This window comes from Rhizobium leguminosarum, assembly GCF_010668065.1.
GTDB lineage: Bacteria > Pseudomonadota > Alphaproteobacteria > Rhizobiales > Rhizobiaceae > Rhizobium > Rhizobium leguminosarum_S.
In genome coordinates this window covers 39202-55702 of record NZ_WUEN01000009.1, presented here as the reverse complement: position 1 = coordinate 55702, position 16501 = coordinate 39202, and the positions used below count along the sequence as shown (strand labels likewise).

The window sequence follows — 16501 nt, the reverse complement described above, 5'->3', positions numbered from 1 at the left end:
AATCGGCCGAAACGAAATACAAGGCTCTAACGAAAGAGGGCAGACGGATGCGGAACGACGCGGAAAATGTGCGGGTGCGCGGCTCTGGCACGCAGAGCGTCTATGTGACGCTCAGGCAGGAAATCCTGTCGATGGCGCTGGAACCCGGCAGTCCGCTCGACGAGGTGCGGCTGTCGGAGCGTTTCCGCATGTCGCGGACTCCCATTCGCGAGGCGCTGTTGCGGCTCGCCGCCGACGGGTTGGTCACGACGCTGCCGAACAGGAATACGATCGTCGCGACAATCGATTTCGCAAGCCTGCCCACCTATTTCGAAGCGCTGACGCTGATGTACCGGGTGACGACCCGCGGCGCGGCGCAACGGCGCAACGGCGAGATCATGAAGACCGTTCGCCGGCATCAGAAGGACTTCGCCGATGCCGTTGCCGCGCGCGATGCCTATGCGATGATCGAGGCGAACCGCGAATTTCACGTCGCGATTGCCGAACTTGCCGGCAATTCCTATTACACGGCCTTCTTCGCCAGGCTGCTCGACGAGGGCCGCCGCATCCTGCGCCTTTACTACTCGACATTCGACGACCGTCTGCCGCGCCAGTATGTCGACGAACACGAGGAGATCATCGCCGCGATCGAGGCCGGTGACGTCGAGCGGGCCGACCGCCTGGCGATCGCCCACGCCGGGCAGATCGTTCGCCAGATCCAGGAATATATCGCCCGCGATCTGGACCGGCCGGTGGCAATCAGCATGTCCTGACGCGACGAGAGCAATGAACCATTCGAGCCTCAGCAGGCGAGGGGGCCGCCCTGCTCCTTGACCAAGGTCATCAGCCGGCGCAGGACAGCCGCCGATTGGCGAACACCGTCGTGCTCGAATTCGTTGGTCACCCATGCCTGCACGTTGGCGACATGGCGCGCCGTTTCGAGCGACAGCCCGGCATCGACATACATGTCGTCATGATAGATGACGGCGGCGACCGGCACTTCGTTTGCCGCGAGACGTGCCGGGGCATAGAGCGGGGCGTAGCGCTCATGCGTGGCCAGCGCCTCGACACCCGCCCTGAAGGCACTAAGCGAGCGAATTTCCTCGAACATCCAGGGATACATCATCTCCCCCGTCAACAGCAGCGGCCGCCGGTCGCCGGCAAAGGCCGGATGCTCGGCGCGGATGCGTTCGGCCGCCCAGGCAGTCGGAGTCCCGGCCTGGCCATAGATGCTTTCCTGCAGAACGGCAAAGAGCGGATTGTCGTCATAGGAGGTGAGCGACATCACCGACGCGAGGAAGCGATCGGAGAGACGGTCTTCATTGGGACCGGAGAAAGCCTCATCGACCAACCAATGGATGTTCTCGTAACCCGGCGCCATACCGAAATCGATGCCGATAGTCTGAAAGCGGCGAACGGAGAGGCGATCGCCATCGGGCAACCGCACCTCATTGGTCTCGATATAGTCGGCGATCCGGCCGATGCGCTCGGCATCCCCGGGGTAGCTGCGGTAATAGGCGGCGTTCTTTTCGGTAACGCGCGGGTAGGTGCGCCGATAGACATCATCGGCCGTCGCCCCAAGGCCGGCAAGGCCGCCGGTGACATAACAAGCGGAAAGTCCCTCCGGCGCCTTCGAGAGATAGGTGAGTGTCAGGAAGCCGCCATAGCTCTGGCCCAGCGTCTGCCAGCGCACGCCGCCGAAGACGGTTTTCCTCAGATGTTCGCAATCGGCAACGATGCTGTCGGCACGAAAGAGGGTGAGATAGTCGGCTGCGGCCCTGCCGTCCACAAAACGCTCCATCATCGCACTTTCGATCCGGCTGCTGCGCCCGGTGCCGCGCTGGTCGATCAGGATAACGCGGTGCGTCTTCAGGGCTTCGGCAAGCCATGGCGGCCCGCCGTTGCTAAGCCGCGGCGATTTTCCGCCAGGACCGCCTTGAAGGAAAGCCAGCAATGGCAGTGTTTCGCGGCGGCGGGCGGGATCGCACACTTCACGTGCAAAAATCCGGATCGTCTCCCCCTCCGGCTTCGACCAATCCAGGGGAGCGTCGACCATATGATCGCGTATCAGCATGCCCGGTATGATGTATTCGACCGCCATCGCTATCTCCTCATTTTCATGTCGACATATTGCCTACAGCGGCATTAGTGTCGGTTCAAGATCCTGGCTGCAAGGCGAGGGCTTCATCGATCTGGAAGCGCAGGAAAAGCAGGAAAACAACATGTCGTGGCAGCATAGGGTACCCCGCATAACTGAGGATGAACGGCAGAACCGCCTCGCCAGGCTTCGGCAAGTGATCGAAGCAGAAGGGCTGGCCGGCCTGCTTCTAGGGCCGACCGAAAGCCTGCATTACTTCACGGGGCTGGTCTGGCATCCGAGCGAGAGGTTCCTCGGCGCGCTCGTCACGCCCGCGACCATTTCCTACATCGTTCCAGGGTTCGAGCGCAGCCGTGTCGAAACGCTGCCGCATCTACCGGGGGAAATCCTGGTCTGGGAAGAGGAGGAGAGCAGCGCCGCTCTCATCGCCCGCCTTGTTGCCCAGGGCGGCAGACTTGCCCTCGACGATGGGTTGCCGCTTTTCTTCTATCATGCATTGGCAGCCGAGATGGGCGCGGCGAGGCTTGCTGATGGAGGGCGGCTGATCCGCGACCTGCGTTGCATCAAATCGGCCGCGGAGATTGCCCTCATTCAGTATGCGATGGACCTGACGCTTGACGTCCACAGGCAAGTGCATGGGCTTTTGAAGCCGGGCATCAAATCATCTGAGGTGGTCGATTTCATCGACCGGCAGCATCGCCAGGCCGGCGCCGATGCCGGCTCGACATTCTGCATCGTCTCCTTCGGCGCGGCGACCTCGCTTCCGCATGGCGCCGACGGTGATCAGGTCCTTGGTCGCGACGACGTCATTCTCATCGATACCGGTTGTCGGATCGACGGTTATCATTCCGATATCACCAGGACCTATATGCTGGAGGGCGGCAACAGCGCGTTCGAACGGGCTTGGTGGATCGAGCGCGAGGCGCAACAGGCCATCTTCGACGCAGCCCGGATCGGCGCCGCCTGCTCGAGCCTCGACGATGCGGCCCGCAAGGTGCTTGCCAAACACTCCCTCGGCCCCGACTATCGCCTGCCAGGTTTGCCGCATCGCGCCGGTCATGGCCTCGGGCTCGAGATCCACGAGGAACCTTACATCGTTCGCGGCAACGACGCGCCGCTTGCCGCCGGCATGTGTTTTTCCAACGAACCGATGATCGTCTTCCCCGGGAAATTCGGGATCCGGCTGGAAGACCATATCTACATGACCGCCGAGGGACCATGCTGGCTGACCAATCCGGCGGCGGGGCCGACCGAGCCATTCTCCTGAGCAGGCCTCACCTCGTGCCGCTCAGGCAGCGCCGGTTTTCAAGTGGCTGTCAAGCTGGACGAGCATGAGGAGATCATCGCCGCGATCAAGACTGGCGACGCTGAGCAGGCCGGCCGCTGGCGATCAGCATAGCCTGAAGCGACCGGATTGAAGAGGCGGAGGCTGCCCCGGCCCGCACATTGGCGAGGGGTGCCGGAAATTCGATCCTTTAAGTATTACTTCACAAACGTTACTTGCTTTCTCGCGTGGTAAAAGGTTGACTATGGTTAACCCTATAGTCTCGAGGATAGGATGATGGATTTGTTCAGAAGGGAGGGGGATGACCACGCTCAACTGAAGAAAATGACACTGAATGGCAGATATAGAAATATAGCGGCGATGCTTTCGATAGCAGTGGTTGCCCTGTCTATATTCTTGATATCGATTGGCGCTTTAATTGAGTTTTTTCAACCTGCGTTTTTGTCAAACGTCATTCTCGATGACGTCCCTTTGCACTACATCGCCTGGTTCATGATTACCTTCGGGATCACTATCGCCGTCATCAACGTGATTTTGGCGGCAAGGCGGGAGATCGAGCAAGAGACGGCCGAAAGCATGCTTCCATCGGACGCAGCCGAGATCAAAAGGCAGGCTTTGCGTGACCTTCGAATACATCGAAACGGCTATGCGCGCTCCTCCAAGGTCAATCAATATCTCTGGAATTTTCTCACATTGGCGATCATCGTTTTGAGTGGTCTCTCATCGTTGTTTTCCGCCTATGGCCCGGTTGTCCCCAATTGGCTGCCAATGACCGCTTCCGCGCTCGTGGCACTTTTCGGCGTGATAATGGTTCAATTTCGCGTCAGGGATGTCTGGCAATTGAGAGAGCAGGGAAGGATTGAAGCGGAGGTGCTCGTCGCCGATGCTCACCTCATCGAGACAACAGACAATCTTGCAACGCTCAAACAGGCAGCCGCCCTCAGAAAGCGCGCCCATGCGCTCGAGATGAAACAGCTCAACCAGCTCTTCGTGGAAACCACCGAAGCCAATCCGTAAGCCACTGTCGGCATCCTGGCGGGGGAAATCCTGGCCTAGGAAAAGGAGGAGAGCAGTGTTGCGCTCATCTCCCGGCTTTGTCGGCCGAGACGGCAGGCTCGCACTCGACGATGGTTTGCCGCTGTTTTTCCACTAGGCCTTGGCCGCGGCGATGGCGCCGCCAAGCTCGCCGACGGCGGGCGGCTGATCCACGGCCTGCGTCGCATCGCGGAGATCGCACTCATCCAATATGTGATAACCTGATGCTCGACGTGGGCAGGCAGGAGCATGGGATCTTAAAGCCAGGCATCACCTCATCCGAGGTAGTCGATTTCATCGATCGGCAGCATCGCTAGATGTTTGATCCCAGGCTTTGATGGAGCATCCTTGTCTTCCGAATCAAAGGATGCGCTATGGGCCAGGTTCTTCATGGGAGCGCCACGACGACAGAGGCAGTCCGTCGAGCGATACAACATAGTCAAGAGAGCCTGAGGGCACTTTCGAAGCGTTACGGGATCAATCAGAAGACCGTCGCCACGTGGCGAAGCGGTCCTCGGTTGCGGACCTTCCGACCGGCCCGAAAGAGCCGAGATCAACGGTGCTCTCCGTCGAGGAGGAGGGCGTTATCGCCTGTCGGGATTGCCGCAGCACCGGTCACGGCCGCGGGTTCGAAATCCATGAAGAGCCTTACATTGTTCGCGGCAACGACACGCCCTTGCCGCCGGCATGTGTTTTTTCAACGAACCGATGATCGTCTTTCCCAAAACGTTCGGAATTCGGCTGGAGAACCATATCTGTATGACCACAGAGGGCCGTGCTGGTTCACTAATCCGGCGGCGGGACCGGCCGAGCCGCTCTCCTGAGCAGGCGCCAAGTCACCCGCTGATTGGCTGACAATGGTGCAGGAGACCTGCGGCGCACTTTTCAGAACTTGCAGCGAAAAGCGTCGCCTCGTTCGTAAACTCTTTTGCCACTCTCGTTAAACTGAGTTAAGTCGACTTCCGTACAAGTTATCATTGAAGATTTGGAGCATCTGGGTGTCTACGAAGCAACGCATGATAACGGCGGCCAAAACAGTGCTGCCAAAGCCCCTAATTGAGGCAATCAGAAGCCGTAGAAGCCCCAGCCGTGAGAACCTCTGTGCGTGGGATGGAGCGGCACTTCAGTCCGATGCGGAGCAGTTCCTATCCTCGCGGGTTGTTGCAGATCAAATTGACGGCATGCTCTCCCCATTTTCAATGGCCGCAATGGACAGTTTGCTATCGCTTCAGACAACAAACCCCGAAATCTCAGGAAACGTCGTTGAATTTGGGACCTACAAAGGCCGCTCCGCCGCAATCATAGCGCCACGGGTCAGGCCATCAGAAAAGTTCGTTCTCGTTGATATTGCCGACTACCTCGAGGTGGAAAAAATACGAGCAATAAATCCAGCCATGGAATTTGTTCTCTGCAGGTCGGAGGAATTTCGCTCGCACTACCCGGAATATAGGCAGCTCCGGAAGAATTGTCGGTTTATTCATGTCGATTCCAGCCATGCTTACAGAACAACATTTCATGAAATGAAACTATGCAACGAACTTTTGTCCGCTGGAGGCATTGCGGTTTTTGACGATTATACCAATTTGAATTACTCTCAAGTGCTTCCAGCTATATATAAATATATTTATACCGTAAATCCGGATTTGGCCGTATTTATGGTGACTGATATAAAGGCTTACTTGTGCAGAAAGAAGTATTTGAATTACTATTTATCTTTTGTTCTTCAGGGTGCGATACCATCGATGGTAGCGCGAGGCATCGAAGATGCGATAATATCGCGAACCGACTGGGACAGGGAATACCGCGCCATCTATTTGCGTACTCGTAGTCCCGGCGAAACAGGTCCTCATTACGGCCAGGAAATTTACGGAAGACTCTACGAAGGCCCCTGAGTTATCCATCCAGGCACGTCTATCGAAAGCGGAATCGGACTTGGAATTTCCAACTCCTATGAAACGCCCGAGCGGGCGCCGTGTCCCGCCCGCTCAGACAGCGCCGGTTTTCAGTTGGCGGTCAGGCTGGGCAGAAACACCTCGTACAACAGTGCAGCAGGTGCCCTCCACCGCTCCGGAGAATTCTAATTGCCGGCAGCGATGGCAAGGGCGAAGTCGAGGCCCGGGAAAACAAGCAGCTTGGCAGCACATCAATCTCGCCGCTTAATCACGTTCTCAAAAGTCGGGCTAATTCCTCACTTTCGCGTCGTGATGCAGCGGCATCTCGATCTTGCGTGCCGGCAGCGCTTCCGGTCGGATGCTGTCTGGAAATTCGCCAGCGCGGCATCGATGAAGGGCCTCTATCGGTTCAAGGCAGGTATAATCGCTTAGCAGCGGAACGACCCACCTTACGTGCCCTAAATACCGGGCGCACTCCCCGCCTTGAGCTTGACTTCGATGACCGGGACGACGATCTGAGGTCGGCGCACCGGCAGGACGAATGTCATTTGATCATCACCGACGGGGAACTGGGTGTTCGCCCACAAGGTATTGGCGGACGGGCGCAACCAGCTGACCTCGCTGCCATCATGCAGGAATTGCGCATATTCGACTTTCCCCGCCAGCGCATCGAAATGCAGATGGCGATAGGGCCAGTTGAAGAGGTGGATATAGAGGCGGTCGCCATTCTGGGTCAGGCGGCAGTCGGCCGGCGCGGTGAAGTCGGACTGGATGCAGCCGACGATGCTGCGTTCGTGCAGCGCCATCCACTCCTCATAGGCGGCGAGGGCAGCAATTGCGCGGTGGTCGAGCGTGCCGCGCGCCGTCGGCCCGACATTCATCAGCAGATTGCCGCCCATGGCAACGGTGCCGACCAGCATCTGCACCAGTTGTTCCGTGCTTTTCCAGGTATCCTCGTCGCGGTGATAGCCCCAGGAACCGCTGAGCGTGTGGCACGCTTCCCAGACGACGCGCCTGCCATCGCGGAGCGGCCGGGCGCGCGGCATATATTGCTCCGGCGTGACGATGTCGGGCTGCAAGCCGGCGAGATCGAGCCGGTTGTTGATGATGATGTCGGGGGCGAGTTCGCGTACCAGGCGCACGAGTTTCTCGCTTTCCCAATCCTGATGGCCCTTTCCGACCAGTGCTCCGAGCTTCCATTGCGGATAGCTGAAATCGAACCACATGATGTCGATCTGGCCGAAGTCAGTCAGCAACTCGCGGACCTGCTCGCGCATGAAGGCGGCATAACGCTGCATGTCCCGGCCTTCATTGATTTTCAGCGCATCGGGATGATTGCGCTGCGGATGGCGTGGATCGACCGTGAAGTCCGGATGATGCCAGTCGATCAGTGAATAGTAGAACCCGATCCTCAGGCCCTCCGCACGGAAGGCGTCGACGAATGGACCCAGCAGATCCCGCCCATAAGGTGTGTTGGTCACCTTGAAGTCGGTCGCCTTGGTATCCCAGAGGCAGAAGCCTTCATGGTGCTTGGTCGTCAACACCACATATTTCATGCCCGCAGCTTTCGCGCGTCTGGCCCATTCGCGGGGGTCGTAGAGATCGGGATCGAAATGATCGAAATATTTCTGGTAGTCGGCGTCGTTCAGCTCTTCGCGGCTCTTGACCCATTCATGGCGTGCCGGCAACGCGTAAAGCCCCCAGTGTACGAACATGCCGAACCGGTCGTGAACGAACCAGGCCTTTTTCTCCTCAGGCAGGGCAAGTGACTGCAGATTGTCGGCATCCATCAGATATTCCTCCTGTTCCAAACTTTAAGAATTGGAGCATGATGTTGTCCGAAAACCGCTCACATTTTTCGGCATCATGCTCCGGGGAGTTCAGGTTGTTTCGCGGATAATGAGTTCGGGCACGATGACGATGCCGTGCTGGCGATTTCTGGTGGCGATGCGGCTGAGCAGCAGACGCACGGCTTCCTCCCCCATTTCGCGTTTTTGCACCCGCAAGGTGGTGAGCGCCGGGGACAGTAGTTCGGCAGTCGGAATATCGTCGAAACCGATCAGGGCGATTTGCCCGGGGATCGAAACGCCGGCGGCCCGGCAGGCTTTCATGGCGCCGATTGCGTTAAGGTCGTTGTAGCAGACAAGGGCATCGATGCCGGGCGTCTCCGCCAGCAATTGCGCGGCCGCCGTTTGCCCGCCTGCCGCGGTCGGATCGCAATAAACGATGCCTTGCGCCTTGAGCCCGTGGGCGGCCAGAGTCTTGCGAAAGCCGACAAGCCGGCTCTTGCCGCCAAACGAACTGCGCGGCCCGGCAATGATCGCTATCCTGCGGCGCCCGCGCTCGACCAGATGGTCGATGGCACGCGACGCTCCCGTCTCGTAGTCGGTGACGATCGTCCCGGCGACCTCGTTGGGCGCCTCGCGGTTGATAAGCACCACGGCGCGGTGGGGCGCAAGCGCCTTGTGCAGGGCTGCGTCGGGCAGCCGCGGGCTGCAGACGATGATCCCGTCGACCCGATGCCGCAGCAGCGTTTCGATGAGTTCTTCCTCCCGCTTGCTGTTCTCGACGACATTGGACAGAAGCAGGTTGTAGCCGGCAGCGCTCGCGGCATCCTCGGCTCCCCTGATGACTTCGGGAAAGAACGGATTGGTGATGTCGGGAACGAGAAGGCCGATGGCCTTCGATCGATCGGACCGCAATCCGCGCGCAAAGGGATTGGGCCGGTAATTGAGTTCGCTCGCCGCTAAAATAATCCGTTGACTGGTCTCCGCACTGGCTCCGCCCCGATCGTTGAGCACGCGCGATACCGTCATCGGCGACACCCCTGCGGCGCGTGCGACGTCGGCGATGGTTACTTTGGATTCTGGCTCTTTGGTGCTGCTCAACTGGATTGTCTCGTCAGAAGGGGCGGAAAGTTACGATAACGATAACTAGCATGATTTTCAGGAAAGCCAAGGCTGATCAAGCCAAGCATGAGGCCATGAGAATCTTTTTGACAAGATTTGACGGTAACGATAACGTCGGAGAAAGAGGAGAATACGTTAGCGATAACCTAGAGCAAATATTGGGAGGAAGGAATGCAACACGTCAGAATCTTAAGACGGCAAGTTATCTCGACCGTTGCCGCGGCGATCCTCATGGGTGCCGGCTGGGCCGGTGTCGCATTCGGCTTTGAGGAGTCGCCGGAACTGAAGGCGCTGGTCGACGCCGGCAAGCTGCCGCCCATCGAAAAGCGGCTGCCCAAGGAGCCGCTGGTGCTCACTCCGCTTGAATCCGTCGGTACCTATGGCGGGACCTGGCGCACGGCCACCTTTGGCGGTGGCGACAGCGAGATCGAACGTTCGATCGGCTACACGAGACTGGTTCGCTGGAATCCGGAATGGACCGAGGTGATCCCCGATATCGCCAAGAGCGTCGAGGTCAATGCCAATGCCACCGAATATACGTTCACCTTGCGGGAAGGCACGCGCTGGTCGGATGGCGAGCCCTTTACCGCGGACGATCTTGTGTGGTGGAACGAGAACGTGCTGCGCAACACCAAGATCACGCCTGCCGCACCAGACTGGCTGACCGCGGGCGGGGAGACCGTCAAGGTCGAAAAGCTCGCCGACGACAAGGTCGTCTTCAAATTTGCCGCGCCGAACGGCCTGTTCCTGATGAATATGGCGACCGTGCGCGGCTCCGATATTCTGGCCGCCGCACCGGCGCACTACCTCAAGCAATTCCACAAGGATTTCAATCCCGACGGCGTCGACGCCCTGGTGAAGGCGGCCGGTGCAACCGACTGGGTCCAGCTCTTCAACAACAAGATCGGCTTTCCCGGCCGCTGGCGCGACCTCGGTCGTCCAACGCTCGATGCCTGGGTGTTGACCGCGCCCTATAACGGCACCACCCAGGTCGTTGGAGAACGCAATCCATACTATGCCAAGGTGGATACCGCAGGAAACCAGCTGCCTTACTTCGATCGCATCACCATCGATGTGATGCAGGATACCCAGGCCATCATCCTGAAGGCGATCAGCGGCGAAATCGACATGCAGAACCGCTTCGACGGACGCCCGTACGGTGATCGTGCAGAACCAGGAGAAAGGCGGCTACGGCCTGTTCATCGCCCGGCCGGCGTGGTCGAACGCCCTGCTGATCACCCTCAACCAGACCCACAAGAATCCGGCCTTGCGCGCCGTCTTTTCCAACAAGGATTTCCGCATCGGCCTCAGCTACGCCATCAACCGCGAAGAGCTCAACCAGCTGATCTATGCCGGACAGGCCAAGCCTTATCAGGCAGCGCCGCGTGAAGGCACTGCGCTCTACGACGAGAAGATGGCGACGCAGTATCTGGAATATAATGTCGATCTTGCCAATCAGTATCTCGATAAGGCCGGCCTTACCAAACATGACGCCGAAGGCTATCGCCTCGGTCAGGACGGCAAGCGGATCACTTTCGCGATCGACGCCTTGACCGGAAGCCCGATCCAGGTGGACGCCCTCGAGATGATCCAGCGCTACTGGCGGGCCGTCGGCATCGACATGCAGCCCCGCCCGGCCGAACGTTCGCTGATCTTCTCCCGCCTGCAGAACAATGAGAATGACGGCCTTGGATGGGTTGGCGGCGGTGGCTACGACTTCCTCGGTCTGCTCGATCCCAAATGGTATTTCCCGCACGAATATGAGTCGAGCTTCGCGACGGCCTGGGGCCTCTATTACCAGAACCCCAAGGATCCGAACGCGCAAGAACCGAGCCCTGCTGCCAAGAAGCAGATGGATCTCTACCGGCAGGTGCAGGAAGCGCCGACGCTCGAAAAGCAGTTGGCCGAGATGAAGGAGCTGCTGGCGATCACCCGTGACGAATTCTACGTCATCGGCACCAACCTGGAGCCGGACCGCGTCGGCATCGTCAAGACCAATATGCGCAATGTCCCTAAGGTCATTCCCAGCACATCGTTTTACATGACGCCGGGACCGGCAAAGCCCGAGACCTTCTACTACCAGCAATAACGGAACGCGACCGACAGGGATGGCGTCTGCGGGCGCCACCCCATCGACACCAGCCCAGTCCCAATCATCCGATCGGCGATCGCCGATTGAAGGAGCTTGACCATGGCCGGCTTCATCATCAGACGTCTACTTTACATGATCCCGATGATGTTCGCGATCTCCGTCGTGACCTTCATCATCATCCAACTGCCGCCCGGCGACTTCCTGACCGCGATGACGGCGCGTCTGGCCTCCCAGAACGAAACGATCGATCCCGGCGTCATCGCCGGCCTGCGTGAACGTTATGGCCTCGATCAGCCTTGGGCGGTTCAATACTGGAAATGGATCAGCGGCATCCTGCTGCGCGGCGATTTCGGCCAGTCCCTCGATTGGAACAAGCCGGTCAGCGAGCTGATCTGGGCCCGCATGGGCCTGACGATGGTGGTCTCGGTCACCACGCTGCTCTTCGTCTGGGCGGTGGCCTTTCCGATCGGCATCTATTCGGCCGTGCGGCAATATTCGGTGGGAGATTACTTCGCCACCTTCTTCGGTTTTCTCGGCCTTGCCATCCCGAACTTCCTGCTGGCGCTGGTGCTGATGTATGTTTCGGCACAGTATTTCGGCCAAAGTACGGGCGGGCTGTTTTCGCCCGCCTATATCAATGCAGTCTGGAGCTGGGCCAAGCTCGGCGATCTCATTTCGCATATGTGGATCCCGGTCGTCGTGCTCGGCACGGGTGCCACCGCAGCGCTGATCCGGATCATGCGCGCCAACCTGCTCGACGAGCTCAACAAACCCTATGTCGACATGGCCCGCGCCCGGGGCTTGAGCGAAATCCGGTTGCTGTTGAAATATCCGGTGCGGGTGGCGCTCAACCCGTTCGTCTCGACTGTCGGTTGGGTGCTGCCGCACCTCGTCTCCGGCTCGGTGGTGGTCTCCATCGTTCTCAGCCTGCCGATCACCGGGCCACTGCTGCTCAACGCCCTCTTTGCCCAGGACATGTATCTGGCCGGCACGTTCATCCTGCTGATGAGCATGCTGACGCTGATCGGCACGCTGATTTCGGACCTGCTGCTCGCCTGGCTCGATCCACGCATTCGCAACGGCTGAAGGACGACACCAATGACCGATCAAGCCATCGCGCTACAGCCTGAACTGATCCAGAATTCCGACGCGGTCGCCGGGCAGTGGAAGCTCATCTGGCGGCGCTTCCGTCGCCATCGGTTGGCGCTGGCGGCAGGCGTCGTCATCTTTTTGATCTACCTGGTCGCCCTGTTTGCCGAGGTTCTCGCCCCGGTTTCATCGCAGACCTACGATTCCCGCTACACCTATGCGCCGCCACAGCAGATCAAGTTCGCCGGCTACGACGCGGCCGGGCAGTTTCATCCGTTCTACGTCAACGGTTATTCGATGAAGGTTGACCCGATCGCGCTCAGCCGCAATTACGTGCCCGATCCGGCCGTCGTTATCCCCCTCGGCTTCTTCGTCAAGGGCGAACCCTACCGGCTCTGGGGGCTGTTTAATTTCGACCGCCACCTGATCGGCCCGATCGAGATGGGCGAACCCTTCTACCTGTTCGGCGCCGATCGCCTCGGTCGCGACGTCTTCAGCCGGACGGTCCACGGCACGCGCGTTTCGATGTCCGTCGGACTGATCGGGGTGGCAATCAGCCTCATCCTCGGCATCATCCTGGGCGGTATTTCGGGGCTCTACGGCGGCTGGGTGGACGACGTGATCCAGCGCTCCATCGAGCTCATCAACTCTATCCCGACCATCCCGCTGTGGATGGGCCTTGCGGCTGCCGTTCCGATCAGCGCCGATCCGCTCCTGGTCTATCTCTGGATCACCATCATTCTGTCGCTGATCGGCTGGACCGATCTGGCGCGGGTGGTGCGCGGCCGCTTCCTGTCGCTCAAGACGGAAGACTTCGTCATCGCCGCCCGTCTCGACGGCTGTTCGCAGATGCGCATCATCTGGCGGCACATGGTTCCGTCCTTCATGAGCCACATCATCGCCTCGGTGACGCTCGCCATCCCGACGATGATCCTCGCAGAAACCGCGCTCTCCTTCCTCGGCATCGGCCTGCGCCCGCCGGTCGTGAGTTGGGGCGTGCTGCTTCAGGAGGCGCAGAACATTCTCGCCGTCTCGAGCGCGCCCTGGCTGTTTCTTCCCGGTCTCGCGGTGATCGTCACCGTGCTCGCCCTCAATTTCCTCGGTGATGGATTACGCGATGCTGCAGATCCCTATGAATACTGATCCCAATTTTGCCGCAGCCGGCGGCCGGCACGGGGATCGCGACCCGCTGATCGAGGTCGTTGATCTCAGGACCCATTTCTTCAGCGGTGCGGGCACCATCAAGGCGGTCGACGGCGTCTCCTTTTCCGTCCCGCGCGGCAAGACGGTCTGCGTCGTCGGCGAATCCGGTTCGGGCAAGAGCATCACCGGCCGCTCGATCCTCAACCAGGTTCCGCGGGGAGGGCGGATCGTCTCGGGTGCAATCCGCTACCGGCCGGATCCTGCAGCACCCTTCGTCGACCTGGCGGCGCTCGATCCACGCGGCCACGACATGCGGGCGATCCGCGGTGCCCAGATCGGCCTGATCAGCCAGGAGCCGATGGCGGCACTTTCCCCCGTCCATACGATCGGCAACCAGATGGTGGAAGTGATCCGCCTGCATCTGAAGATGGGAAAGAAGGAGGCGCGCGAACATGCCATCGAGACTTTGGCTCTGGTCGGCATCCCGCGGCCGGCCGAGCGTATGGAAAACTATGCCTTCCAGTTTTCCGGCGGCATGCGCCAGCGCGTCTGCATCGCCTTGGCGCTCGCCTGCCGCCCCAAGCTGCTGATCGCCGACGAGCCGACGACGGCGCTCGATGTGACCACCCAGGCCAATATCCTCGATCTGCTCGCCTCGCTGCAGGTTGAATTCGGGCTCTCGGTGCTGTTCGTGACCCATGATCTCGGTGTGGTGGCCGAAATCGCCGACGAGGTCGTCGTCATGTATGTCGGCCGGGTCGTGGAGGCAGGCGATGTCGACACGATCTTCCACGCACCTGTTCATCCCTACACCAAGGCGCTGCTGCAATCGGTGCCGCGCATGCATGGGCAACCCACCGAACGGCTGGCGATCATCGACGGCATGGTGCCCTCGCGGTTCAACCGGCCCCCAGGCTGCAGCTTTCATCCCCGATGCAAAGAGGCAAGGGCGGGCCTGTGCGACCAAAAGGATCCGCAGCCGGTCACCATCGGCGACGGGCATGTCGCCAGCTGTCTGCTTTACGAAGGAAGACAATGATGGCCGATCCCATGACCCAACCAAACCCGCTGCTCGAACTGAACGATCTCAGGATGCATTTCCCCATTCGCAAGGGCGCATTCCGGCGTGTGGTCGGACACGTCAAGGCAGTCGACGGCGTTTCGCTTCGTGTCGAGGATGGCGAAACACTGGGCATCGTCGGGGAATCCGGCTGCGGCAAGTCCACGCTCGCCCGCACGGTGCTGCGCATCTATCAGCCGACAAGCGGCGAAATCCGTTATCGCAATCGCAGCGGCGGCACGGTCGATCTCGCAGCGTTGTCGGGTTCTGCCCTCGACGAAATCCATCGCGACCTGCGCATTGTGTTTCAGGACCCGCAATCCTCGCTCAATCCGCGCCTTCCCGTCATCGACATCATCGGCGAGGTGCTTGGTGTCAACGGCATCGCCAAGGGCCGGGAGCTCGAGCACCGGGTCGCTGACCTCATGCAGAGCGTCGGGCTGCGGCCCGAATACATGCACCGCTATCCCCATGCGTTTTCCGGCGGCGAGCGCCAGCGCATCGGCATCGCCCGGGCGCTGGCCTCCAATCCGCGTCTGGTGATCGCCGATGAGGCCGTTTCGGCGCTCGATGTCAGCGTGCAGGCACAAACCATCAACCTGCTGCAGGATCTGCAGGAACAGTTCGGCCTGACCTATCTCTTCGTCGCTCACGACCTCTCGGTCGTCCGGCACATCTCGGACAATATCGCCGTCATGTATGTCGGCCGGGTCGTCGAAAAGGCGCCGACGGAGCAGATCTTTTCGCGCCCGCTCCATCCCTACACGGAAGCGCTGCTCTCGGCGGTGCCGATCGCCGATCCGCGGATGCGCCGCCACGGCCAGCGCATCCGGCTGGCGGGCGAGGTTGCCGATCCCGCCCATCCGCCGCCCGGCTGCGCATTTCATCCGCGTTGCCGCTACGCCACCGAGCTTTGCAAGCAGGAAGTGCCGGTCTTACGCACCGTCACCGCCGATGGGCACGCAGTGGCCTGTCACTACGCCGAATCCCTGACGCTTAATCCCTTTGCCGACCGTATCGTTCCGGAGTTCAATTGATGCCAGAATTCATTCCACGCTCCGAGCAGCGTCCCATTGTGGATACCTCCTCCAAGACGCTCGATCTCATCTACTTCGATCTCGTCACGCTCGCCTCCAACGAGCAGGACATCCGGCGGCTGCCCGCGCACGAAAGCCTCTACGTCGTGCTGTCGGGTCAGGTGGATATCGAGGTGGATGACATCATGTTCGAAGCGGTGGGCCGGCGAGCCGATATCTGGGGAGGCGATGCGGACTCGGTTTACGCGCCCGTCGGCGCCAATGTCCGGATATCGGCTCGTGGCGCGGCGGCGGAAGTCGCCATCGCCGGCGGCCTCTGCGACACGCGCTACGCCCCGTTTCGCATCACGCCGGATGCGGTCGATGCGGTCAATGTCGGTTCGTCGGACACGCATAGCCAGCGGCGGATCGTCCATCTGCTCGGCCAACGGCAGAACGGACGCTGCGGCAACCTGCTGGTGAGCGAACTCTATGCCGGTGAGGGCTGCTGGTCCGGCTATCCCCCCCACAAACACGATACGGAAGACGGCGATGTCGAGACCCGGCACGAAGAACTGTATCACTACCGCTTCCAGCCCGAGACCGGTTTCGGCAGCCAGATCACCTATGACGAAGACGGTCCGGTCAAGATCCTCATGACCCGCAACGGCGACACTGTCCTGGTCGACCGGGGTTACCACCCGACGGTCACCTCGCCGGGGCACCGGGGCTATATCTTCACCATTCTTGTCGGCAAGCACCGCCGGGGGCTGATCCAGCGCTTCGATCCCGCCCATCAGCATCTGACCAAAACCATCCCCGGCATCGATGCGATGCGCGACAAGTTCAAATAATCCGGCTCCTGGTTTCGTGCGCCAGTAGTGCGGCGCACTGCCAAACTTC

12 protein-coding genes and 4 pseudogenes are annotated in these 16501 nt (G+C 60.1%); 13 read left to right on the top strand and 3 right to left on the bottom strand.

All coding sequences use genetic code 11. The features are described from left to right. The first annotated feature begins 47 nt into the window (after nt 1–47). Nucleotides 48–752, top strand: coding sequence for a GntR family transcriptional regulator (locus GR198_RS22960; protein ID WP_130740709.1), 705 nt, complete (start codon nt 48–50; stop codon nt 750–752). A gap of 29 nt (nt 753–781) precedes the next feature. On the opposite strand, the gene GR198_RS22955 is transcribed toward GR198_RS22960, so the two are convergent. After that, nucleotides 782–2080, bottom strand: coding sequence for an alpha/beta fold hydrolase (locus GR198_RS22955; protein WP_164069627.1), 1299 nt, complete (start codon nt 2078–2080; stop codon nt 782–784). A gap of 121 nt (nt 2081–2201) precedes the next feature. Here GR198_RS22955 and GR198_RS22950 point away from each other — a divergent pair, with 121 nt between their 5' ends. The 6 genes and pseudogenes from GR198_RS22950 to GR198_RS22930 all read left to right on the top strand — a co-directional run bounded on the left by GR198_RS22950 (nt 2202) and on the right by GR198_RS22930 (nt 6289). After that, complete coding sequence (locus tag GR198_RS22950; protein ID WP_164069626.1) at nt 2202–3344, top strand: M24 family metallopeptidase; 1143 nt, start codon at nt 2202–2204, stop codon at nt 3342–3344. A gap of 294 nt (nt 3345–3638) precedes the next feature. Beyond that, on the top strand, nt 3639–4379 hold the full coding sequence (locus GR198_RS22945; protein WP_204337197.1) for a hypothetical protein: 741 nt from the start codon (nt 3639–3641) through the stop codon (nt 4377–4379). Nucleotides 4380–4418: 39 nt separating this feature from the next. Beyond that, a pseudogene (locus tag GR198_RS36270) lies at nt 4419–4711 on the top strand (aminopeptidase P family protein); the annotation flags it as partial. Between the two features lie 60 nt (nt 4712–4771). Next, nucleotides 4772–4986 (top strand): annotated as a pseudogene (locus GR198_RS22940) (IS481 family transposase); the annotation flags it as partial. After that, a pseudogene (locus GR198_RS35930) lies at nt 4974–5221 on the top strand (M24 family metallopeptidase); the annotation flags it as partial. The pseudogenes GR198_RS22940 and GR198_RS35930, both read left to right, overlap by 13 nt. Nucleotides 5222–5413: 192 nt before the next feature. Further along, on the top strand, nt 5414–6289 hold the full coding sequence (locus GR198_RS22930) for a class I SAM-dependent methyltransferase (protein ID WP_204337196.1): 876 nt from the start codon (nt 5414–5416) through the stop codon (nt 6287–6289). A gap of 458 nt (nt 6290–6747) precedes the next feature. Here GR198_RS22930 and GR198_RS22925 read toward each other — a convergent pair whose 3' ends face one another. Together GR198_RS22925 and GR198_RS22920 are read right to left on the bottom strand one after the other, a co-directional pair. Further along, nucleotides 6748–8082 (bottom strand): alpha-L-fucosidase, encoded by a 1335-nt coding sequence (locus GR198_RS22925; RefSeq protein ID WP_409514061.1) that lies wholly within the window; start codon nt 8080–8082, stop codon nt 6748–6750. 87 nt (nt 8083–8169) lie between these two features. Beyond that, entirely contained in the window at nt 8170–9177 is a 1008-nt protein-coding gene (locus GR198_RS22920; RefSeq protein WP_164069622.1) for a LacI family DNA-binding transcriptional regulator, read from the bottom strand. A gap of 192 nt (nt 9178–9369) precedes the next feature. Between GR198_RS22920 and GR198_RS22915 the strand changes: the two are divergent. The 6 genes and pseudogenes from GR198_RS22915 to GR198_RS22890 all read left to right on the top strand — a co-directional run bounded on the left by GR198_RS22915 (nt 9370) and on the right by GR198_RS22890 (nt 16452). Continuing rightward, a pseudogene (locus tag GR198_RS22915) lies at nt 9370–11287 on the top strand (ABC transporter substrate-binding protein). Nucleotides 11288–11389: 102 nt separating this feature from the next. Beyond that, entirely contained in the window at nt 11390–12376 is a 987-nt protein-coding gene (locus tag GR198_RS22910) for an ABC transporter permease (RefSeq protein WP_018246741.1), read from the top strand. Nucleotides 12377–12388: 12 nt separating this feature from the next. Continuing rightward, entirely contained in the window at nt 12389–13522 is a 1134-nt protein-coding gene (locus GR198_RS22905; protein WP_164069621.1) for an ABC transporter permease, read from the top strand. Beyond that, complete coding sequence (locus tag GR198_RS22900) at nt 13512–14561, top strand: ABC transporter ATP-binding protein (protein ID WP_164069620.1); 1050 nt, start codon at nt 13512–13514, stop codon at nt 14559–14561. The genes GR198_RS22905 and GR198_RS22900 overlap by 11 nt, the downstream gene beginning before the upstream one ends. Then, on the top strand, nt 14561–15619 hold the full coding sequence (locus GR198_RS22895) for an ABC transporter ATP-binding protein (protein ID WP_281412173.1): 1059 nt from the start codon (nt 14561–14563) through the stop codon (nt 15617–15619). The genes GR198_RS22900 and GR198_RS22895 overlap by 1 nt, the downstream gene beginning before the upstream one ends. Further along, on the top strand, nt 15619–16452 hold the full coding sequence (locus tag GR198_RS22890) for a 5-deoxy-glucuronate isomerase (protein WP_164049057.1): 834 nt from the start codon (nt 15619–15621) through the stop codon (nt 16450–16452). The genes GR198_RS22895 and GR198_RS22890 overlap by 1 nt, the downstream gene beginning before the upstream one ends. Nucleotides 16453–16501: the final 49 nt, after the last annotated feature.

What these genes read in the sequence shown, in the direction of transcription:
- GR198_RS22960 (WP_130740709.1), top strand. Translation starts at nt 48, where the DNA reads ATGCGGAACGACGCGGAAAATGTGCGGGTGCGCGGCTCTGGCACGCAG.
- GR198_RS22955 (WP_164069627.1), bottom strand. Translation starts at nt 2,080, where the DNA reads ATGGCGGTCGAATACATCATACCGGGCATGCTGATACGCGATCATATG.
- GR198_RS22950 (WP_164069626.1), top strand. Translation starts at nt 2,202, where the DNA reads ATGTCGTGGCAGCATAGGGTACCCCGCATAACTGAGGATGAACGGCAG.
- GR198_RS22945 (WP_204337197.1), top strand. Translation starts at nt 3,639, where the DNA reads ATGGATTTGTTCAGAAGGGAGGGGGATGACCACGCTCAACTGAAGAAA.
- GR198_RS22930 (WP_204337196.1), top strand. Translation starts at nt 5,414, where the DNA reads ATGATAACGGCGGCCAAAACAGTGCTGCCAAAGCCCCTAATTGAGGCA.
- GR198_RS22910 (WP_018246741.1), top strand. Translation starts at nt 11,390, where the DNA reads ATGGCCGGCTTCATCATCAGACGTCTACTTTACATGATCCCGATGATG.
- GR198_RS22905 (WP_164069621.1), top strand. Translation starts at nt 12,389, where the DNA reads ATGACCGATCAAGCCATCGCGCTACAGCCTGAACTGATCCAGAATTCC.
- GR198_RS22900 (WP_164069620.1), top strand. Translation starts at nt 13,512, where the DNA reads ATGAATACTGATCCCAATTTTGCCGCAGCCGGCGGCCGGCACGGGGAT.
- GR198_RS22895 (WP_281412173.1), top strand. Translation starts at nt 14,561, where the DNA reads ATGGCCGATCCCATGACCCAACCAAACCCGCTGCTCGAACTGAACGAT.
- GR198_RS22890 (WP_164049057.1), top strand. Translation starts at nt 15,619, where the DNA reads ATGCCAGAATTCATTCCACGCTCCGAGCAGCGTCCCATTGTGGATACC.